Origin of the sequence: Cupriavidus sp. UME77 (assembly GCF_014170355.1) — a bacterium.
Taxonomy (GTDB): domain Bacteria; phylum Pseudomonadota; class Gammaproteobacteria; order Burkholderiales; family Burkholderiaceae; genus Cupriavidus; species Cupriavidus basilensis.
This window is the reverse complement of the sequence record NZ_LZZU01000075.1, coordinates 119148-136624: the sequence shown is the minus strand read 5'-3', so window position 1 is coordinate 136624 and position 17477 is coordinate 119148. Positions and strand designations below refer to the sequence as shown.

Sequence of the window (17477 nt, the reverse complement as noted above, 5' to 3'; positions counted from 1 at the left end):
GCGGCGCGCTTTGGATAAGAGCACACCGAGGGGCAAGCTGCGAGACGACATTGAGCGCGTCAAAGCCCGCATCCGCGCCAAGGTGGAGCACCCGTTTCGCATCATCAAGCGCCAGTTCGGCCACATGAAGGTGCGCTACCGTGGCTTGATGAAGAACACGCAGCAACTGCAGACGCTGTTTGCCTTGAGCAATCTGTGGATGATGCGCCATCGACTGCAGCCGGGCGCCAAAGGATGAGTGCGCCTTCGCCAACGCGAAACGCGGGCGACAACGCCGGTGATGATGCCGAAGCCGGTGCCGAATTCTGGCCGAAGCGCTCATCAAATTCATCTTGTCACGCTCACACTGTCAGCACGAACCTGCTGACGTCGTTTTGAACACCATCCTTAAGCATACGCAGACCCGCGAGCAAACGACAAAACCATTGAGCACGATAACAAAATGTAATGAGATATGAAAATTCGCTCTCCTTCACTGGTGGAACTGCACGCCTTTCTGGCGGTGAGTCGGCTGCGCAGCTTCCGCCTGGCGGCCGAGGAACTCTGTGTCACCCAGGCTGCTGTTAGCAGAGCAGTGCAACGTCTGGAGCAGCACCTGGGCGATTGCCAGTTGCTCGAACGATCATCACAGGGTGTGGCGCTGACCGAAGAAGGCCGCCAGTTGCGCAAGCTGACGGAGCGCCATGTGCTGGCACTGGAGGCTGCCGCGACCAGGCTGCAGGGGCCACGCGCTGACGGAAAACTACGGCTGAGTGTGATTCCCACGCTTGGTACCCAATGGCTTCTTCCCCGCCTCGCGCGCTTCAGGGCGGCGCACCCAGAAGTGGACGTCGAGATGCGGCAGTTTCGCCATGACGAGGACTTCAGTCGCGACGACGTAGACGTCTGGATCGAGGTGAGGCGACCCAAGCGACGTTGGCCGGCCAGGATGCAAGTGAAATACCTTCTCGGTCGCGAGCTCGTTCCTGTCTGCGCACCATCGTTGCTTTCGCGCTTGAACCGTCCCAGGGACTTGCTTAAAGAGGCGTTGCTGCACCATACGAACTTCCCGGAGAACTGGGCGCTCTGGGCCAAAGCGGCCGGACTCAGGGTCGCACCCAAGCTGGGCCCTGGATACGACCTGAGCATCAATCTGATCTTTGCGGCGAAGACCGGACTGGGTATCGCGCTAACGCAACCCTGCCTGATCGAGCGTGAGCTGGAAGCCGGTGAACTGGTGATGCCTTTTGATTTGCCGGTGGACACCGGGCGCGGCTACTTCGCCTGTGTGGACGCACAGCGGCCGCACAGTGCTGCGCAGAACGCATTTCTGGACTGGATTCTGGCCGAGGCTCATCGAATCGAGCCAGTTGACGAATCGGGTCAACGGCGTTGACGGAGGAGGTGGCACCTACCCGCACCTCAGAGTATTTTTCCTTCTGTTTGCGTTCTGGTGAGATCGCACGGTGGGGGGCAGCTATGGCTGGCGACCGGCCCAACACAATCCGAATATGAGGGGCTGTTGACGGAGCGAATCGGTCGCTTGAGTGACCGCATGACCGTGAGAGCGAACGGCCGAGAATGGCCGCCAGGAGTCGGTCAGGGGAAGAAGGGCGGCGGGCGACCGTAATCGCAACCCGACTCGGCCGTCCACCGGTGCGGAGGCGGGATCGAGTGAGTGGACGGAACGGCTATTTAGCCGCCGCGGCGACGGCACAGGAGACGCGTCCATCAGTGATGGCGGCGCAATGGCTGGAAGGAAGTTCACGCTGGCACCGTCACGCGTCAATCCTCCGATTGCAGTTCCCGATGATGCGCGAGGACCCACGTGACCAGGTCGCGGGGTGACAGCTTGCCGGTGCGACAAAGGGGCACCAGTAGATCGTCCGTGGCGTCAGGCACCACCGCCCTGTCATCCCCGTAGACGGGAGACGGCCGCCGCTCGCCAGTCGGCAAAGCCGGCCGGAACTTAGATGCCTCCCGTCGTGCCAACGCGGTGACGTAGTCGGTAGTCGGCGGTCTCGGTCATGGCTCGATCGTCAAGGGGAACCGGGGCGCGGGCGGACGCACGCCTGCTCCAGCGCGCAAAGCCTGCTACCACCAAAGCTGGAAATCGAAGCAGGTTTCAAGGACAGACTGCACGCTGATGATTACCGCGGTCATCATGCAATCACGCAGAACCGTGTCATCCTACCAATGATAAAAAGCGTCCCCGCCTACTGGGGATAGCGGGGACGAAAGAGCATCTGTATCAGAAATTATGGCGAATGCCGACAGCGGCGCCGAACATTGAGCTTTGTCCGGTGCCGAGGAAGTAGCCGTTAATAAAGCTGACTGCCGACGTATCGAAGTTCAGGCCGGCATTCTTTGCATACGCGGTCGTCAGATAGACGTCAGTCCGCTTGGAAAGATGGTAGTCGGCAATGAAAGAGATTTGCCAGGGATTCTTCATGCTTCTATCGCCAAATTTCTTTATGTCGTCGTAGTAGTAGCCCAGGGTCAGATCAATTCCCCGATTGAAATTGTAGTTGGCGCCCACCCAGTAGAAGTCATCACGCAGAATCGTCGAGTCATCGGCAGCCTTGCTCTGGCCCCAGCGGTAGCCAGCCATTAGCTTAGCGCGCCCGTCGAAGCTGTAGCTCGTGGCGACGGCTGCCTTCTTAAAGGTACCGGTGTCTCCCGCCGTGGTCAGTGTCGGGTTGTACTGGTTGTACCCCACGGTTGCGGAAAAGGGGCCAGAATCGTACGTCAAAGCAGCGCCATAGCCGGTGTCGCGACGAGACTGCCCCGGGACTTCGCCATTACCGAGGACACCGTTGCCGAACGACCAGTTGGCGCTTGCAGTCACGGGGCCGAACACCCCGGTGTACTTCACCGTGTTGTCAGAGCGGAAGTCCATGCCGATCTCGGCCACGATCGGTTCATACTGCGTTGAGAACGCAGTCGGCGAGAAATTCGCCAGCGCGTCGAACCAGCTTATGTACTGGCGCCCAAAGGTGAAGGTACCAATCCCTTTGCTATCGACGCCGACAAAGGCCTGGCGACCAAACAGGCGCCCCCCTTGTTGGATCCCCCCATTATCCACGCCGAACCCGCCTTCCAGTACAAAGATGGCTTTCAGGCCGCCACCCAAATCTTCAGTTCCCCGCATGCCAAAGCGCGAGCCCGACAAACCACCGGAGTTGAGGCGGTAAAGGTTCGTGCCGGGACCCGTGCTGAATCCATTATCGGCGGACGGGGTCACGGTCGAGAAGTGATTGACATACTCAAGATTGGCGTCGACACCTCCGTACAGCAACACACCCGATTGAGCTTGCGCGGCGCCACAGGCAAGCCCCGCGCCCAGCGCGAATACGGTCTTGCAGCATTTGCTCCCATACATCGATTTCATTACTGTCTCCCTTTCGTGGTCAAATTCTTCTGGCATGAGGGGCGCCCTAGGGGCGCGTTGGCCCATTCGCCCCTTTCTTGGTGAAAGCAGGCGGCGTGGACAGAACTGGTGCTGAGAGGGCAAGACCCGCACGGGCCGGCCGTGGGTGTACGCCGGGAGTTCCGATCAAGCGGGAACACCGCGGCGCACGTATGCCTGTCGACGCACTACAACAGCGTGCGATCAGACGCCGGCCAAAATGCGATACGTCAGCAATGAATGCCTCGAATTAACCGACGCCGGTCAATGCCCTTTGAGTCGTCATGGCTTTCGTTGCGTCAGCCAACGTACAAGAAGTAGGACGAGCGCCGTCGCGGTGATCAGAACGGTCGCAACTGCCGTGATGGTTGGTGTGATCTCCAGCATCAAGTCGTTGTACATCTTCTTCGGAACCGTGTTAATCGTGCCCGCGAGAAACACGCTCACGATGACTTCGTCAAAGCTGATCACAAAGGCGAATATCCAGGCTGCAGCCAGACTGGGGGCCAAGGTTGGCAACACCACCCGTCGCATAGTCTGTGACCAGCTTGCGCCAAGGCTCCACGCCACCTGTTCCATGCGGACATCGAAGCCTCGGATCGCCGTGTTGAGAACCATGACCACGAACGGAATAGCGAGCAGGGTGTGGGCGAGAACCAAGCCCGTGATTGTCCCGAGCAGATTCCAGCGAGCGTAGAAGAAATACAGCGCGATTGCGCTGATGACGCCCGGTACAATCAGAGGCAGCATCAGATTGGCTTCGGCCACTGCGCGCCATCGCGGTTGCCCGCGCCCCAATCCATAGCTGGCCAGGCTACCAAATATGACTGCCGCGCTCGCGGTTAGCGTCGCAATCAATGCGCTGTTAGAGAATGCATCGATCCAGTCATCATCCGACAATAGAAAATAAAACCATCGCAGCGACCACCCAGGTGGTGGAAAGGTAAGGGCATTTGCTGACGAAAATGACATTGGTACCACGATGACCATCGGGACCAATAAGAAGCTGAGGGTCAGCAAAGCCCAGATCCGGAGCCAAAGCGCAGACGTTTTATGTTCCGCATTCATAATTTTGTCTCCGTCATTCGATTCAAGCGAAGGAAGATCGCGAAGACTCCAAGTGCAAACGCGAGCAACGCTGTTGATATTGCGGCCGCAAGGGCCCATTCCGACGTATCGTTAATTAGCGTGTCGAGTAAGTTGCCCAAAAGGGGGACCTTGCCGCCACCGAGAATGGCCGGAGTGATGTAGAAGCCAAGGCTCAGCATGAACAACAACAAGACGCACACGCCTAGTGCGGGCAATGACAATGGGAAGAATATGCGCCAGAAGACCTCCCGTCTGGTTGCACCGAGTGATGCCGCTGCCTGAAGGAGGCGGTCATCGATACGCAACATGGCCGTAAGCAGAGGCAACACCAGAAAAGGGAGCAGTACGTTCGCCATCCCAATCGTGACGCCTACTTCTGAATATAGAAGCGTCAACGGCTCCCGAATCAACCCCATGCCAAGGAGGGTCCGATTCACTAAACCCGCATTGCCTAAGACAACAATCCAGGCATAGGTGCGCACCAGAATGCTCACCCAAAAGGTCATCAACACCAGAGTCATTACGCCTGCGCGACGGCGCTCATCAAGTCCGCGCATCCAGTACGCAAGTGGATACCCCAAGAGCACACAGACTACAGTAGCGACCAGGCTAACGCGCAAGGTGTCCACGAAAACGTGAAGATACGCTTTCGTCGTCCACGCTTCTTTGAAGTACTGCAGCGTGAGACCAGCACTACCATGCACCGACTTTGCCAGCAGTCCGCCCAATGAGTAATCAAAAACGATTAGGAAAAGGGCCAGCAGCGGCAAAGCGCGCCAGCCATTTGCGTCGGGCATGACTCGACGCCAACGCGGTGAGGACAGAGTAATCATCGTGCGGCCTCGGAGCATTCAAGCGTTCAGAAGGAAGTTTGACCAGATCTTATTCACCTCCGGTCCGTTTTTCTGCCACCATTCGGCGTTCTGTTTGAACTGCGCCTGTAGGTTAGCCTTTGCGGTAGGGAAAGACTGGAACGCCTTAGCACCCAACAGGCTTTCCAGTTGTGGGCTATTACCGCTCAGTGGTAACACCTTCGCAGCGACCACTTGATTCTTGGCAACGGTCACTTCGTGCAGAAACTTCATGGCCAAATTCTTGGTGACCGGGTCCTGTCCGCGCGGCACTACAAGCCAGGCAATGTCGTACATGCCTTGATTGAAGGTTGCGCGAATGTCCGGCTCCCTTTCGATGCCGGCCGACCAGGTCACCGCATACTGAACTTCCTTGTCCTTGAGCAGTTGCAGAGGTTGTGTGCCCGTTTTCCACCACACCGAGACGTGGTTCTTGATGCTTTCGAGTTTTCGCATGGCGCGACCCACATCGAGTGGGAACAGTTTGGTCATGTCCACTCCGTCTGCCAACAAGGCGAACGCCAGCGTGTAATGCGGATAGGCAGACATGCATCGCTTGCCTGGAAACCGCTGCACATCGAAGAAGTCCGCCCACGTCTGTGGAGCTGGGTGGCCATCGCGCCACGCCATTACCGTGGAGAAGTATTGATAGCCCATCCCGTAGTCATCGTGGGCTTCTGGAAACATCGGGTCCGGATTGATCGCGGCCCAGTCGAGCTTCTCCAGCAGGTTGAGTTCGCGTGCCTGCGCTAGGGTCGACGAGCCAAGCTCGAACAGCGCGGCAGTGATTCGGCCGCTCTCCACCATCGCACGCAACTTGCCAAAAGACGAGGGCGCCTCGCGAATCACCCGCACAGCGTACTTCTCAGTGAAAGGTGGAATGTAGGCTGCGGCGATGGATTCACCAGTGGTTCCACCCGAGTCAATAAGTCGGATGCTCGTGGGTGCTGCTGCAAATACCTTGGGGCAGGCTACGACCAGGGAAGCTGCGGGTGCGGACCGCAAGAAGTCACGACGATTCATGGAACATTTTCCAAAGAAGGGGGAGTCGAGGGCGATAGAAGCGGGATCAGCCGAGGGGCTCCAACAGGGTGATGCGTGATATCGGTTGTTTAGCTGCAGGGCCAGGCGTCTTCGGCACGCCAGGAGGCGTGGACGCGCTCACCCGGGGATATGCTTGCTGCTGGGGCGGTGGCCGGGACGTTGGCCACCATCTCGCCGCCGCCGTCCAAGGTGATGTGTTGGCGAATAGACGGTCCCAAGTAGACGGTGTGTCGAACATGACCTGCCACACCGAAGCCGTCTTGTTCACGGTTAATCCTGAGCCGCTCTGGGCGGACGACGGCTTGGCCGCCATCGGGTGTTTCGACGAAATTCGCCATGCCCAAGAAAGTCGCGACGAACGCATTGGCCGGCCTGAGATAGGCCTCATTCGGGGGTGCAACTTGTTGCAGTCGCCCTCTATCGATTACTGCTAGGCGATCGGATAGAGAGAGCGCTTCCTCCTGATCGTGCGTGACCAGAATCATGGTCACACCAAGAGAACGCTGCAGCTCCTTCAATTCAACTTGCAGGCGTTCGCGCAATTGCCTGTCGAGTGCGCCTAGGGGCTCGTCCAGCAGCACGATCGATGGCCGAAATACCAGTGCGCGCGCAAGCGCGACCCGCTGCTGCTGACCGCCTGACAGTTGCGAGGGTCGCCGGCTTCGGACTGCCGTAAGCTGAACTCTTTCTAGCATCTCATTGACCTTCTCGGCGATCTCGTGTCGTGGGCGGCGCCTGATCGAGAGCGGAAAGGCCACGTTGTCGAAAACCGAGAGATTCGGAAAGAGTGCGTAGTTCTGAAACACCACGCCAATGCCTCGCTGAGACGGCTCGAGGGCAGTTACGTCACGGTCGCCAATCAACAGCCGGCCGCGACTGGGTGTCACCATCCCTGCGATCAGGGAAAGCAACGTTGTCTTCCCGGATCCGCTCGGGCCCAGGATAGTAAAGAGCTCACCTTGCTTAACATGCAGGTCGATCTCGTGCAGCACCGTCGTGCTGCCATAAGATTTGCCCAGTCCCTCCAGCGTGATCGAGTTTGAACGCAATGACGCTGCCACACTGGGATCTCCCTTCAGGCGGAGCATGTTCGGCTTCGAGTTTGCACGGATGATTCGGTCCCTCGTGGTTTCCATCGAGTTCAACCTTTTGTGGCAATGAGTTTGCATAGGCGGGCCGCGCTTGGGCCGTGAGCCAAGCGGCCAAGTCCGCCAAGATTGTTCAACTGCTAGCGAGAGCTCGGGCTACCTCAGCCAAGCAGTCGTTGCTCCCACTCGCTGAGAGAGGTGTCGAGCCGATCCATCATGTCCTCGATCTGGTCGGGCTGAATGCACAAGGGGGGAGAGATCATGATCGGCAACCCGCGGCGTAGAGCCGCGCTACGACGGGGGCCATACAAGGTCCCATAAATCGCCAGGCCGTTTTTGAGGGCATATGCCTGGAATAGTCGTTCTGCCCCTTTGTCGACGTCGAAATATTCGCGCCGCTCCTTCGACTCAACCAGTTCGATCGCCATGAACAGCCCCCAGCCGCGGACATCAGACACCGTGGGGTGTGCCTTTAGCCTCTTGGTGTGCTCAAACAAGTGAGGGCTCATGGCGGCTGTGTGCTCTACTAACTTGTCTTCTCGCAGGATCTGCAGTGTCGCCAGTCCTGCTGCGCAGGCCATCGGATGGCCTTGGTGCGTGAAGCCGTGTAGGAAATATGCGCCGTCTTTACGGAAGGGCTCGTTCACCTTATCGCTCACCAGCACGGCGGCAAGCGGGAGATTTGAACCGGAGATGCCTTTGGCCAGCGTCATCAAATCCGGCTCGACATCGAAGTGCTCCATTGCGAACCACCGGCCCGTCCGGCCAAAACCTGTTACCACTTCGTCTGCAATGAGGAGCACGTTGTGCTCGTCGCAGATTCGGCGGATTTCTCGCCAATAGCTTGCAGGGGGAACAAGGCCGTAGTCGGCGCCGGCGCCATGTGGCGTGGCAATGAAGGCGGCCACGGTGTCCGGGTTATTGAAATACAACACTCGCTCCAGCTCTTGCGCACACTGCTCGCCCCATGCGTCGCGACTCATGCCCGGTGGCATAAGAACTTCGCTGTATTGGGCCATGTGAAGCCAAGGTGACATTACTGGATCGAAGGTCTTTCTGTAGCCGGGATTGCCTGCCAGCGACATGGTTGCCAGCGTCATGCCGTGATAGGACTCAAAGTAGCTCACCACCTTGTATTTGCTGGTGGCCCCAGTCAGTACGTGATACTGCCTGGCTAGCTTGAGGGCGGAATCGACCGCTTCGCTGCCGCCGCTGCAAAGATAAGCGGCATTTAGAGATGGTGAGGCTAGGGCCGCTAGAGCCTCGCAGAGTTCTGCGCGTCTGCGGTTGGCAAAGGTAGGATGGACATACGCATAACGCTCGAGCTGTTCACTCAGCGTCGCCTTCATCCGTGGGTCGCCGTGGCCAATGTTGACGGACATCGGGCCGCCAGACGCATCGATATATCGCTTTCCCTTCGTGTCGTACAGATACACGCCTTCCGCGAGGGCCAGTTCCACATCAAACGGGTGGTGGGAAAAACAATGGCGCCACGCCCCCTCGGACGCGAGCATGCCGGGCAGATCATGGTCTAGAGGGCGAGCAGGTGATTGGGAAAGCATGCGGTTCTCCTTCTGAGAATAGGGCGAGGTCTAGGGAGTGAAGCCATGCCAACCCGATGGCGCGACTCACACCACGTTGCTGTTGTCTGCTGCTGTGGCAATGCTATAACGTCTGTTATGCAATTACAATTTTCGAGGCGTTAGGGATTACGCGTATGGGAAGAAGACATGTCGTTCGCAGGGCGGGGTGACAGCCGGCCCGGCAGGTCTATGCCCGGTTACGATGGTCGCTGATGCGCGGCGCGTTCAAGCCGGGAGTGCAAGGCACGCCGGCGCCCAATGCTCCACTCCCTGTTCGCGCCACGCGATCACGTCTTCACTTTTTGCGCTATATTCCCGAGGCCGATCGCGTTGTTCGCTGAAATCGCTAGCTCTCTTTCATGACACAAGCCAATACCTTGAAGACGCCAGATAGTCGTGATTCCGTAGCCGCCAAAGCCGAGACCAAAGGGCGAAGGGGGCGACCGGGGCCAAAGGTCGGGGATCACGAGGCAAGGCGCGCGAGCTTTCTCGCGGCCGCAGCCTCTGTGGTCGCGCGCGAAGGCTATGCCGGCGCTTCACTGCGGAAGGTGGCGGAGGAGGCGGGCTGCACCACAGGATCCTTGCTCCACTACTTCGAGAACAAGGAAGCAATGATCAAAGCCCTCGTTGAAAGCCACTTTGACGAGTTTGAATCCTTCATCGCGCCCGTCCACGACCCGAACGACATCAAAGCGACTTTCAAGCGTTTTGTGACGTGGACCAATGCCGACGATCCGGCCCGGTGGCTCGTGCAGTTTCAATTGCTGGCTCAGGCGAAGGGTGATCCTGCGCTCGCTGCCATCTTCCAGCGGCGCAACGCGCAGTATCGGAGTAAGCGCGTGGCGCTACTGGAGAGGGGGCAGAAAGAAGGCTTGGTTCGCAGCGATGTCCCTGCAGACCTGCTCGCCGACCAACTTAGCGCGATGGGCGATGGCTGGATGATGATGCTCCCCATCGAGCCGGAAAGATTCACGCCGAGCCGCATCGAGGCCCTTCTGGACGCCGTCATCACGTTGATAAGCCCGCCTGGACCGCCCACTGCGAGAGCTGCTCCTGTGAACGCGGCAGTCCACACGCGCCGCCCCAAGCGGACGGTCACCTAGCCGATTGGAACGTCACTCACCGCGTTTGCCGCAAGCCTGCCCGAACGCAGAAGACTTGGTGCGGCTGGAGATGGCCAAGGGCGCGCAGCAGGCCGGGTTGAGCCCACGGACCTCGACATGCCCTTGAGCCTATTCTCTGCTATTCGGCCCAGGACTTGCTGGCTGTTCCCGACCCTGAACAGTCATTCGACTCGGGCCACCAGAACGACTGCTTCCGAAGTACAGCCGCCGCTCGCCGCATCGAGTTGGTCGCCGCCGGGCAGTGATATTGGTCATCCCTCGCGATGAAAATGAAGTCTGCCTTATCGAAGCGTCCGTCGCCTCTTGCACCCGAAACAATGGGCTTGGGCACCACAATGCCGCGATGGCGTTGTAGCGGGGCGTGATTCGTGACAAATAGTGCCGAGATTATCTGCAAAGTCAAATTTGAATCACGCGACAGTTAGAGCTCGCGCCGATACGTAAGTGTTGATCGGCGAGCGAAGGGGATGGCGAGAAGGCCGAGCCACGCCCTGCCCGGTGAGGGAAGTGGCTTTCTGCAGTCTAACAAAAAAGGGGCTTGGGCGTATGATCCGAAAGCCCTTCCCCTTCGTGACAGTGCTCGCACGCTTGGGCAGTGCGAAACGAGTCTTTAGGTACCAAGAGTTATCCAGGCCTGCTTGAGTTCGTCAGCACTTCCTCTAAAGCAATTTCTATCAAACGAATGACCACCCAAGCTTAAATGGGGAAGCGGGCCCGCTTCGCCATCTGAATATTGCCAAAAAGTAAAATCATTCCAAAATTTTGTGGGAATATCCTTGGGAGTTTCATTGTATCTCGCATACCACAAAGGACAGTTTCTTACGGGTGAATTATTTTGTGCGTGCTTGACAGCTTCTCGAAGTTCGTTGCCCCCATAAACCAACGGCCAGCGTCCAGTTTTGTCTCGGAGAAGTGAAACGAATTGGCCCGCATCGTCGAGGTTCATGTCGGGCCCGCTATGGCTTTTTTCGAAATCCAGGCAAAGTAGTGTCATTTTGTCGAATTCTGGGTCATCTCCCCACTGTATCGCATGCAGAAAGTTATTCACCTGTTTATCCGGTGGCATGCCACTGGCGTAATGGTAGGCACCCCACAGAAGATTTAATCCAATTGCTTCATGCCTACGTAAAGCATAATAAGAGTCTTGCACGGTAGCACCTTCACTTGCTTTGTGTATGACCGCAAGAATTCCCGCTTCCTTCGCTTTTGAAAGTGAAATGATATCACCGTGATAGAGGTCGATAATACAATCTATTGTTCCCGGAACGGTTTCTGGCATGATACCTCCTCAAAAAATGCGTTTTTAGAGCTCATGGTGCGGGCAGCAAGGCTGTCGTGCCGCAATAGGTACTTAAGGCGATGTAGGTCAGCCTCCGGCTGGTAGGGCCTGGGTTGGACCAGCGCCTGCTTGTGCCGGGGAGGCATCGATGGGCTTGGGCGGTGAAGTGACGCCATTCGGTCCATCGTTGCTACTGAAACTTTGCACGGTTTTTCCCGTCATCAAAATGCCGAGAATGGTGACTACCGATGGGTCTAGAACTTTTGATGCTAACTCGGGGCTCTTAAAAGCGGTATAAAGCCAGGCACTCAGGACACCAAGTGCCCACAGCACGAAGACCAAGCGGGTTGCAGAGAACGAGCCGTAGCCATCTTTGAAGAATTTCGGAATAGGGTTCACAGCATATCCTTTCTGATAAATTATTGACGCCGGCGCTTCATCTGTTCACTATTTTTTCCGATAAATTGAGCTGGGTGGTCATTACTAATTAATACGCGCGAGCGCGGAGCATCTGATTGACCAGTGATAGTTAAAGAAACGTCTTGAAAGCGGTGGATACTATCGTATCTATCAGGCCATTTACAAATCTGTCTAGTGCAACTTTTGCGAGGCCGTTCTGCTTCAATAATACCAGTTCAGCCAAATCCTTTTTTCCGACTATCAGCCATTCGAAATCATCTCGCGTCAATTCCTTGTTGGCCAACATCGCCGTCCATCGCTTTAAATCTTCCTTTGCTCTTTGAACAAATGCATCGCCATCCTTTATGGCAAATTCCTTGTAGTTTTGCCAACTGTATTCCGCAAACTCTACTATTTCTTGATTCAACTTGTTAATGAATTCGTCAAAGTTAGCCATGATTTAATCCTTATTGTTGTTCTTCGGGTTTCCGCTTCCCGCTTTCGAGTTCGATGACTCCGTCAAATCCATCCGATACTAGATTTTTTGCCTCTTGAATATATTTTTTGTCAAGGGTGTTTTTATCTTGCCAACGCTTTAGAAATCCCCCAAGAGAGTTGCGGCTGGGATCCTTGATGATTTCCCATTGTTTCGTGGTTTCCGCATTCTTTGGTCTGCCCTTGGCATATTCATAGGCCTTTTCGACATTCAGCTTAAGAAGATCAACCGATTGCTTGTGTTTCGGAAACGGATCGGTTGCCATATCCATCGTCGCGAGCGCTTCCACCTTGAGGGAAGTGGCCTGTTCATAAGCCTGTTGACTGAACGGTGTTGTAAACGAGCAGCCAGAAAGAAGTCCTGCTGCCAGGAATATATTGAATTTATATTTTAGAAAAAATAAAGACTTCATCTCGCACTCCTCATTTGCTTAATAATAGTTTTAATACTATAAATAGCTAAATTTTAAAATAAACCGCGGCTCGTAAAAATTATATAGAGTTAGAAACGATTTTCAGGCTTCTCAGTTCCATTGATCCAGGACGCTTGGATCTATAGGCAGCAAGGCTGTGCTGAGTCAGCGGCCAATGTAATATTCTTCACGTCAGGACACGGGTGCTAGCAGCATAGGGAAGAAAGGAGCTTCCGCCATCATCCATTGGGAGAAGGTGACGACGGCCGCTGGGTCGCCATAGAAGCATTTTAGCGAAACGAATTCTATGGAAACGATCCTAACCCATTTGCGGTAAGCCGAAAATTGCAAGGCATCTGTTGGGGCTTTCGGAGAAATGGAGTTGTGCTCCGGCGCGCCGCCTTTGGCGCTATTGAGTGGGCGCGGCGCGCGACGGAAGGACCGGGCACTCTAGCTGTTGCGTGATCGATTTCCGGTTGGTGGACTCGGAGCATTCGATGTGGACGTTTCTGCTTCGTTCCAAGAAGAAAATTTGATTTGAATAAGGAATAAATATATATTATTTTATATAAAAAGAGAGTGCGAAGTTTAGATGTTGATTGCTGGTGGATCCGATCGCATGGGAGATCCAGCGGCCCCGGTCCCGGCCCCGGTTCGGTTACGGCCGCTTGTGGCGCGGGAAAAGAATAGTGAAGTCGTTCGCATCGGAATGTAGCCTCCACCGTGTCCAGGAGAGACCATGACAACCAGCAAGCCGGTGAATGCAAGTACGCTGAAGCGCACGCTTGGAACGACGCCGCGACAGAGCGCCAAGTCCCGCTTACGTGGGATTGAGGCCGCAACTGAAAGCCGGCATTTGATCGATGGCCTCGGGGCGCTAGATGACCTGTTGAAAAAACCAGGATTGCGCTCGAATCAGCGATTTCTCCATCAGACCCGGCATGCCATGCTTTCACGGCTGGCTGATCTCACGGGGACGGATGTGGCTTCCCTTTCGACGCCGGAGTTAAGTGGCGCCCAATGGGTGACGCGTTTTCCGGGATCGAACTCTACGGACACGTTAGCGGATGCATTCAGGTCTGGGGTAGAAGCATTTGTAGGTGCGATGAGGATGGGTGGCGTGAGCGTCACCATTTCTGCGACGCTTCGCCCTGTGGAGCGGGCTTATCTGATGCATTGGTCCTGGATCATTGCACGACTGGGCGGTAACCCCAAGGATGTCCCCCAGATGGATAGCGTGGACATCCTTTGGGATCACGGTGATGCGGCAGCGTCGATGCAAGCGGCCGAAGACATGGTTCAGCGATACGGGATTGTCGCGGAGCCCGCCTTGACGTCGCGCCACACCCAGGGGCTAGCGATCGACATGACGATTTCATGGGCAGGCAACTTGGCTATCGCCAAGCGTTCTGGCGCTGCTACGACAATCACATCGAAGCCTCGCACTGGCATGAACATCGATCTGATTGCGGTGGGTGCCACCTATGGTGTGATCAAGGCGAAGTTCGGAAACGATCCACCTCACTGGTCCAACGACGGCCATTAGTCCATTGCAAACTGGGAGACCCGGCAAGTCTTGTAATGGCCGAGCTTTTTACCCCCTTCAAGGAGGCTGACGCGGTCGTCCACGGCTGGGGACCATTCGATAGGCGCCGGTTAGGAGGTGGCAGGAGCGGCCAGGCCTTGTCCATTGGTCCAAGACCCATTGGGTGGAATGTATTTCGGGAGATTATAGTCTATCTTTCTCCTTGTCCTCGTCAGGACTGGCCGGGATATCTCGATACGAATCAGTTAAAAATGATGAAGCCGGCCTGTAATTTTAGGTGAAGCAGCCCAATTAATCGGGATGAAGGTTGGATGCCGTAACGGTGCGTTGTAGCTCTATTTTCGGGTCCGGAAGCAGTTCGTGAGCGAAAGAGGCTCGGCATCTCTGTAGACTGCTGCTCGTAGCGCATTCGAATGTGGGAGACGACATGGAGTATCTCGGAACGTTGTTACACCGGCTTGACGAACTATTCGGGCCGCATTGGGGCACCGTTGCGTTCACGAATCTGTTCGCTGCTGTCTTTATCTTTTGGCTCGTACGTGTGGCCCGCCATATCGCATCGAGCGAGCAGGCGCGGGCAGTCAACTATCTATTGATGTTGCTCGGTGCGCTGCTCGGGTGGGGAGGCGCAATGCTCTTCTCGCCTTACGGAGAGTCAGACAAGGGCACGTTCGACCACATAGGAAAGCTCGCGTCCGTCTTTCTTTCTGGCTATCTGGTCAGCAAGATTGATCGCTTTATTGAAGCAACTAGCTTCGTGGATAAGGCACCAGTTACGGAAACTTGGATCCGCGCAGGTCTCTTCACTGCGACTGCACTATTGGCCTTGATCTTCGTGGTGACGAACCGAATGTACTTCAGGCCCTAAGAGGCCAGTTCAAAAACCCCGTGAGGGGACTGTTTACTTCTCCGGGAAGCTGTTAACCTTTGGTCCCTCAACAACGGTACCAAAGGGATGCAAGCGCCGGTTATTGATGACGAGCTGTGGACACTGATCGAGCCGCTACTGCCGCCGCCCAAGCCACGAACCAAGAAGCATCCTGGCCGCCTGCGCGTATCGGATCGGGCGGCACTCAATGGCATTCTGTTCGTGCTGAAGACAGGCCTACGGTGGAACCATCTGCCGACCCGATTGGGTTTCGGCTCCGGCGCAACCTGCTGGAGGCGTTTACGCGATTGGCAAAAGGCCGGTGTATGGGGTCGGATGCACGAACTGCTGCTCGCCAAGTCATGAGCACATCGAACACATGGCGGTCGATTTGCCGGTGCCGATCGGGTTCTGGCGCAGCGTCGGTCACTCCTACACCGGATTCTTCCTGGAGGGCTTCCTGAACGACGTGGCCGCCGCCAGGCTCGATCCGCTGGCGATGCGGCGCGACTTGCTCAAGTCGCACCCGCGTGAACTGAAGGTGCTCGACACGGCCGCGCAGGCGGCAGGCTGGGGACAGCCGCTGGCACCCGCCGCGGACGGCTCGCCGCGTGCGCGCGGACTCGCGCTGCACAACGCGTTTGGCTCGGTGGTGGCACAGGTGGCGGAGGTGTCGCTCAAGGACGGCAAGCCGCGCGTGCATCGCGTTGTCTGCGCCGTGGACTGCGGCACTGTGGTCAATCCGGGCATCGTTGCGCAGCAGATGGAAAGCGGGATCATCTTCGGGCTGACGGCAGCGCTGTACAGCCAGATTCAGATCAAGGACGGGCAGATCGTGCAGACCAACTTCCCCGACTATCCGGTGATCAAGATGGCGGAGACACCCTTGATCGAGACCCACGTTGTGCAGAGCACGGCCGAACCCAGCGGCGTTGGTGAAATTTCCGTGCCGCCGATCGCGCCCGCCGTGGCACATGCCGTCGCCCAGCTCACTGGCAAGCCGGTGCGGCAACTGCCAATGGTGTAAGGCAGCAGGCACTGCCAGAGTCCGTTTGTTGGCCTACTCCGGCCGCCAGAACGTGCAAGTGTGGCTGGCTGCAAATGGCCGAACTGAGACGTCACCTCAGTTCTACAGCTATCGGCGCCAAACCCAGTGACTCGTCCTGCACGCGTCCTCGGAGATCGGCGAGAACCCAAGAAGCGCTCTTCGCCGAATTTCGCGGCGGGAGAGTTGAGCGGACTGGGTGACGGTATAGTTCGAGGATCGGCCCAACGGCTTGGCATCCTCGCCCATTCTGCACTAGCAGCCACCATAGTTCTTGCGACCGCTGGCCGTTATGGTGTAAGTGCCTCCGCGGGGACCGGTGTAGCAGGTCTGGCCAGATGATGTGCCACGAGTCGTCACGAATGAATTGGTCGACCTACCGGCGGAAGCAGTCGAGCTCTGCGTCGAGGTTGAGCCGGCGCGCCCACCTCCGCGATGACAATGGTATTCCCCGGTCTTGCGGTTGGTGTGACATCCGTCTGCGTCTAGGCCGCCACCGTGGGCGTGCGCCGGCCCTGCAATCAACATGCTGACGATAGCGGCGCCCAAAAGCCGCTCGCTCGTAGTCAAAAGCCCGCAGCCAGTCAGAGGCGATTGCTCTCTCATAGGGACCCCTCCCGTTTCTTTGTTCTTTCTTGTACGCAGCCTAACCCGTCTTCACGCTGCGTCCCCCCAATTCTCCGGACATCGCCATCACTCGGCTATCCCGCCAGAGGGAGAGAGATTTGCATCGGAGTAGCGACGGAGCGACTCGTCGGAACTGAGCTGGGTGACCAGCGGCCAGCAGCCCTGGCTGCCCTCCTCCTCGCTCGCGTCAGCCCTTCCCGGCTAGCCGCCCGAGTTCCTCCAGCATCAAACCCTTGAACTGCTCGAACACTACCCAATTGTTGAACTGAGCGCTCCAAAAGCCCCGCCCGCGGCAAATCGGCTCGACGAGTTCCCGAGCCGGTTCACAGATTTGATGGTAGATTGCAATGTTGTTTCTCGGCGATTCCCAAACTCGCACCTTCACCCCCAGCGCTGAAGATGTCCATACGCCGTTTCGTTGAAACATTTGACCCTCCTCGTTGAAAGTGAGGTGAGGCTAGTCGGCACAATGCAAAAAAACAGCCGTCAACAGTCGGAGAACCCGCGGCAAACGGGAACTTATCCATAAAAATCAATCGCATGAATGGGTCATCGAGCAACGACGGTGACCCCACGCCGGCCGAGGAAGAGGCTGCACTGGAAGGCTTCCTAGCGTTCTTCTGCCGGCCGGACGAGCG

17 protein-coding genes and 2 pseudogenes are annotated in these 17477 nt (G+C 56.9%); 7 read left to right on the top strand and 12 right to left on the bottom strand.

The genetic code is table 11. The annotated features are described in order from the left end of the window. Both A9975_RS30245 and A9975_RS30240 read left to right on the top strand, forming a co-directional pair. Positions 1-238 (top strand): transposase (locus tag A9975_RS30245; protein ID WP_183035965.1); only part of this gene is annotated, 238 nt, incomplete at its 5' end. A 216-nt stretch (positions 239-454) separates the two neighbouring features. Further along, positions 455-1375, top strand: a complete 921-nt coding sequence (locus A9975_RS30240) for a LysR substrate-binding domain-containing protein (RefSeq protein ID WP_183035964.1) — start codon at positions 455-457, stop codon at positions 1373-1375. A gap of 855 nt (positions 1376-2230) precedes the next feature. On the opposite strand, the gene A9975_RS30235 is transcribed toward A9975_RS30240, so the two are convergent. From A9975_RS30235 to A9975_RS30210, 6 genes are all read right to left on the bottom strand, one after another. Continuing rightward, positions 2231-3361 (bottom strand): porin, encoded by a 1131-nt coding sequence (locus A9975_RS30235; protein ID WP_183035975.1) that lies wholly within the window; start codon positions 3359-3361, stop codon positions 2231-2233. Positions 3362-3670: 309 nt separating this feature from the next. Continuing rightward, on the bottom strand, positions 3671-4456 hold the full coding sequence (locus A9975_RS30230) for an ABC transporter permease (RefSeq protein WP_183035963.1): 786 nt from the start codon (positions 4454-4456) through the stop codon (positions 3671-3673). Beyond that, a complete protein-coding gene (locus tag A9975_RS30225) occupies positions 4453-5274 on the bottom strand; it encodes an ABC transporter permease (RefSeq protein WP_183035962.1) in 822 nt (273 codons plus the stop codon). Before A9975_RS30225 ends, A9975_RS30230 begins: the two co-directional genes overlap by 4 nt. 54 nt (positions 5275-5328) lie before the next feature. After that, positions 5329-6351, bottom strand: coding sequence for an extracellular solute-binding protein (locus A9975_RS30220; RefSeq protein WP_183035961.1), 1023 nt, complete (start codon positions 6349-6351; stop codon positions 5329-5331). 89 nt (positions 6352-6440) lie between these two features. Then, positions 6441-7460: an ABC transporter ATP-binding protein gene (locus A9975_RS30215; RefSeq protein ID WP_183035960.1), complete on the bottom strand. Its 1020-nt coding sequence runs from the start codon at positions 7458-7460 to the stop codon at positions 6441-6443. Between the two features lie 161 nt (positions 7461-7621). Beyond that, positions 7622-9022 carry an aspartate aminotransferase family protein gene (locus tag A9975_RS30210; RefSeq protein WP_183035959.1) on the bottom strand — a complete coding sequence of 467 codons (1401 nt, stop codon included), beginning with the start codon at positions 9020-9022 and terminating at the stop codon, positions 7622-7624. 380 nt (positions 9023-9402) lie between these two features. Between A9975_RS30210 and A9975_RS30205 the strand changes: the two genes are divergently transcribed. Next, entirely contained in the window at positions 9403-10146 is a 744-nt protein-coding gene (locus A9975_RS30205; protein WP_183035958.1) for a TetR/AcrR family transcriptional regulator, read from the top strand. A gap of 631 nt (positions 10147-10777) precedes the next feature. Here A9975_RS30205 and A9975_RS30200 read toward each other — a convergent pair. The 4 genes from A9975_RS30200 to A9975_RS30185 all read right to left on the bottom strand — a co-directional run bounded on the left by A9975_RS30200 (position 10778) and on the right by A9975_RS30185 (position 12753). Next, positions 10778-11446 (bottom strand): glycoside hydrolase family 25 protein, encoded by a 669-nt coding sequence (locus A9975_RS30200; RefSeq protein WP_183035957.1) that lies wholly within the window; start codon positions 11444-11446, stop codon positions 10778-10780. Positions 11447-11533: 87 nt separating this feature from the next. Continuing rightward, positions 11534-11845 (bottom strand): hypothetical protein, encoded by a 312-nt coding sequence (locus tag A9975_RS30195; protein WP_183035956.1) that lies wholly within the window; start codon positions 11843-11845, stop codon positions 11534-11536. Positions 11846-11975: 130 nt separating this feature from the next. Next, the gene (locus tag A9975_RS30190; RefSeq protein WP_183035955.1) at positions 11976-12302 is read right to left on the bottom strand and encodes a hypothetical protein; all 327 of its coding nucleotides are present in this window, start codon (positions 12300-12302) and stop codon (positions 11976-11978) included. A 10-nt stretch (positions 12303-12312) separates the two neighbouring features. Then, positions 12313-12753 carry a hypothetical protein gene (locus tag A9975_RS30185; RefSeq protein WP_183035954.1) on the bottom strand — a complete coding sequence of 147 codons (441 nt, stop codon included), beginning with the start codon at positions 12751-12753 and terminating at the stop codon, positions 12313-12315. 739 nt (positions 12754-13492) lie between these two features. Here A9975_RS30185 and A9975_RS30180 point away from each other — a divergent pair. The 4 genes and pseudogenes from A9975_RS30180 to A9975_RS30165 all read left to right on the top strand — a co-directional run. Next, a complete protein-coding gene (locus A9975_RS30180; RefSeq protein ID WP_220810940.1) occupies positions 13493-14299 on the top strand; it encodes a hypothetical protein in 807 nt (268 codons plus the stop codon). Between the two features lie 427 nt (positions 14300-14726). Further along, positions 14727-15167, top strand: coding sequence for a hypothetical protein (locus A9975_RS30175; protein WP_183035953.1), 441 nt, complete (start codon positions 14727-14729; stop codon positions 15165-15167). Between the two features lie 87 nt (positions 15168-15254). Beyond that, positions 15255-15527, top strand: a pseudogene (locus A9975_RS30170) (transposase); the annotation flags it as partial. A gap of 1 nt (position 15528) precedes the next feature. Beyond that, positions 15529-16194: pseudogene (locus tag A9975_RS30165) on the top strand (molybdopterin cofactor-binding domain-containing protein); the annotation flags it as partial. Positions 16195-16467: 273 nt separating this feature from the next. Here the strand turns inward: A9975_RS30165 and A9975_RS30160 are convergent. Both A9975_RS30160 and A9975_RS30155 read right to left on the bottom strand, forming a co-directional pair. After that, entirely contained in the window at positions 16468-16740 is a 273-nt protein-coding gene (locus A9975_RS30160) for a YHYH domain-containing protein (RefSeq protein ID WP_183035973.1), read from the bottom strand. Positions 16741-17026: 286 nt separating this feature from the next. Further along, positions 17027-17266 (bottom strand): hypothetical protein, encoded by a 240-nt coding sequence (locus A9975_RS30155; protein WP_183035952.1) that lies wholly within the window; start codon positions 17264-17266, stop codon positions 17027-17029. Between the last annotated feature and the right edge of the window lie 211 nt (positions 17267-17477).

Bases quoted from the DNA above. Each gene is read 5' to 3' on its own strand.
- A9975_RS30155 (WP_183035952.1), bottom strand. From the start codon at position 17,266: ATGTTTCAACGAAACGGCGTATGGACATCTTCAGCGCTGGGGGTGAAG.
- A9975_RS30235 (WP_183035975.1), bottom strand. From the start codon at position 3,361: ATGTATGGGAGCAAATGCTGCAAGACCGTATTCGCGCTGGGCGCGGGG.
- A9975_RS30205 (WP_183035958.1), top strand. From the start codon at position 9,403: ATGACACAAGCCAATACCTTGAAGACGCCAGATAGTCGTGATTCCGTA.
- A9975_RS30215 (WP_183035960.1), bottom strand. From the start codon at position 7,460: ATGCTCCGCCTGAAGGGAGATCCCAGTGTGGCAGCGTCATTGCGTTCA.
- A9975_RS30175 (WP_183035953.1), top strand. From the start codon at position 14,727: ATGGAGTATCTCGGAACGTTGTTACACCGGCTTGACGAACTATTCGGG.
- A9975_RS30220 (WP_183035961.1), bottom strand. From the start codon at position 6,351: ATGAATCGTCGTGACTTCTTGCGGTCCGCACCCGCAGCTTCCCTGGTC.
- A9975_RS30240 (WP_183035964.1), top strand. From the start codon at position 455: ATGAAAATTCGCTCTCCTTCACTGGTGGAACTGCACGCCTTTCTGGCG.
- A9975_RS30225 (WP_183035962.1), bottom strand. From the start codon at position 5,274: ATGCCCGACGCAAATGGCTGGCGCGCTTTGCCGCTGCTGGCCCTTTTC.
- A9975_RS30210 (WP_183035959.1), bottom strand. From the start codon at position 9,022: ATGCTTTCCCAATCACCTGCTCGCCCTCTAGACCATGATCTGCCCGGC.
- A9975_RS30200 (WP_183035957.1), bottom strand. From the start codon at position 11,446: ATGCCAGAAACCGTTCCGGGAACAATAGATTGTATTATCGACCTCTAT.
- A9975_RS30160 (WP_183035973.1), bottom strand. From the start codon at position 16,740: ATGTTGATTGCAGGGCCGGCGCACGCCCACGGTGGCGGCCTAGACGCA.
- A9975_RS30180 (WP_220810940.1), top strand. From the start codon at position 13,493: ATGACAACCAGCAAGCCGGTGAATGCAAGTACGCTGAAGCGCACGCTT.
- A9975_RS30190 (WP_183035955.1), bottom strand. From the start codon at position 12,302: ATGGCTAACTTTGACGAATTCATTAACAAGTTGAATCAAGAAATAGTA.
- A9975_RS30230 (WP_183035963.1), bottom strand. From the start codon at position 4,456: ATGAATGCGGAACATAAAACGTCTGCGCTTTGGCTCCGGATCTGGGCT.
- A9975_RS30185 (WP_183035954.1), bottom strand. From the start codon at position 12,753: ATGAAGTCTTTATTTTTTCTAAAATATAAATTCAATATATTCCTGGCA.